The organism is Roseovarius litorisediminis, assembly GCF_900172295.1.
In the GTDB taxonomy this organism is placed as follows: domain Bacteria; phylum Pseudomonadota; class Alphaproteobacteria; order Rhodobacterales; family Rhodobacteraceae; genus Roseovarius; species Roseovarius litorisediminis.
In genome coordinates this window covers 1-1007 of the sequence record NZ_FWFL01000033.1, presented here as the reverse complement: position 1 = coordinate 1007, position 1007 = coordinate 1, and the positions used below count along the sequence as shown (strand labels likewise).

General features: G+C 61.4%; 1 protein-coding gene. It reads right to left on the bottom strand.

Features of this window, described 5'->3' with window-relative positions:
* Positions 1–14 precede the first annotated feature (14 nt).
* Positions 15–1007 (bottom strand): transposase (locus tag PEL8287_RS19650; RefSeq protein ID WP_085894139.1); only part of this gene is annotated, 993 nt, incomplete at its 5' end.

Here is a 1007-nt window from a genome sequence, read left to right as displayed (position 1 = left end):
GAGCGCCTTTTCTATCAGGCTTTGCGCGTTTGCTGCGGTGCAGGAAGGATCTTGGCCAGTTTGCGGAGGTTTTGGGCGGTGGCGGCGAGGAGGAATTCGTCATTTGCACCGCATGGGCCGCGTAATCGCAATCGTCCCAACCCGAGAATGCGTTTGAGGTGGGCAAAGAGCATCTCGACCTTCTTTCGGAGCTTCATCGAGATGTCGTATTGCTTGGTTTTGGCGATGTCGCGCGCGACCTGGCGGGCGTCTTCGTGTTCCTCGCGGGTGATGGATCTGGCATCGGCGTTCGGGCAGCATTTCTGTTTCGACGGGCAGGCCTGACAGGTCAGTTTCAGGGCACGGTATTTGGCCCGACCTCCACTGGTTGGCCCCCGGTTCGGGTCGGAATAGTTCCGACGGAACCGCTTCAGTGTCTGGCCCACGGGACAGATATATTGGTCGTTCTCGGCGTCCCACTCGAAGTCCGCCCGGCTCCATGTGCCATCGCTGCGGCCAGACTTGTCGAAGACCGGGATGTGCGGGGCGATCTTGCGGTCGACCAGCCAGCCCAGCATCGGCCCGGTACCATATGCGGTGTCGGCGATCAGGCGTTCGGGATGCAGGTCAAACCTGGTCTTCACCCGATCCAGCATGGTCTTGGTCGAGCCGACCTCGGCCTGCCGGATTGACCGCGTGGCCTCGACATCGACAATCACGCCATGATCCGTGTCGATCAGGTAGTTGTCGGAATAGCTGAAGAATGCCGGTCCTTTGCGCGCTGCCGTCCACTGGCTCGCCGGGTCCGAATGCGAGGTGAACTTGGGCTGGACCTCGCTGGCAGCGCCGAATGCGGCCTCGTCCAGCGTGTCGAGATACTCGCGCACGGCGCGGGGCGCATCGGCTGGATCAATCTGCGAGACGTCCCAGTCCTCCTTCGGCGTCGAGTTCTGTTTGTTGGCATCTGCTTCGATCAGGCTTGCATCAATCGCCATGCGCTGACCGCTGACCAGACCTTCCGCGATGCA